1 protein-coding gene is annotated in these 956 nt (G+C 72.5%); it reads left to right on the forward strand.

Annotated features, from left to right (window positions below):
* Window positions 1-164: 164 nt before the first annotated feature.
* Window positions 165-956 (forward strand): lysophospholipid acyltransferase family protein (locus tag FV223_RS28580; protein ID WP_147729990.1); only part of this gene is annotated, 792 nt, incomplete at its 3' end.

The following is a 956-nucleotide window of genomic DNA, read 5'->3' on the forward strand; positions in this document are numbered from 1 at the left end:
CCCTCCGGCCGTCGCGCCCCCGCGCAAGCCCGGCCGAGCCTCGGAAAGCGAGACATGAATCCTACGCCGACCGTTCCCGCCGTTCGCGTGCCGCAGCATTGCGCGGCCTCGCCCGGCGATCGCGGCCCGTCCGCACGGGGCCGGGTGCGCCGGGCTTCGGCACGATGAGCCTGGGCAAGCGCGTCATCCGCCATCCGGCCGTGCAGGGCGCCCTGGGACGGCTCGCGGCCGGCTACCTCACGCTCGTGCGCCGCACCAACCGCTTCACCATCGAGCCCGCCGGCGCCGATCCCTGGCTCGACGGGATGTCGCCGTTCATCGCCGGGATGTGGCACGGCCAGCACATCATGGTGTCGTTCGCCGGGCGGCCGGTGGACCGGGTCGCGACGATCATCTCGAAGAATCCCGACGGCAACATCAACACCATCGCCCTGGAGCGGATGGGCGTGCGGGTGATCCGCGCCTCCGGCGCCCGCGGCCGCGTGGTCAAGGACGCCAAGGCCAAGGGCGGCGCCGAGGGCCTGCGCGCGATGATCCGGGCCCTGAAGAACGGCGAGATCGTCGCCTTCTCGGCCGACGTTCCGAAGGTCTCGCGCCGGGCCGATGCCGGCATCCTCACCCTGGCGCGCTTCTCCGGCCGGCCGATCGTGCCGGTGGCGGTGGTGACGAGCCGCCACATCCGCTTCGGCAGCTGGGACCGCGCCTGCCTTGGGCTCCCGTTCGGCCGCGGCGCGGTGGTGTTCGGCGAGGCGGTCTTCGTGCCGCGCGATCCCGACCCGGAGACGTTCGAGGCCCTGCGCGCCCGCCTCGAGGCCGAGATGAACCGGGTCCACGACCGCGCCTACACCCTCGTCGGCCGCCACCATTTCGTCGCAGGCGATCCGAATCGGGAAACTGGGCGGTTCGGCCGCGCGATACCGAGTCATGTGGTATCTCTACGGACTGACCGTCCTCGC

Source organism: Methylobacterium sp. WL116 (assembly GCF_008039455.1).
Taxonomy (GTDB): domain Bacteria; phylum Pseudomonadota; class Alphaproteobacteria; order Rhizobiales; family Beijerinckiaceae; genus Methylobacterium.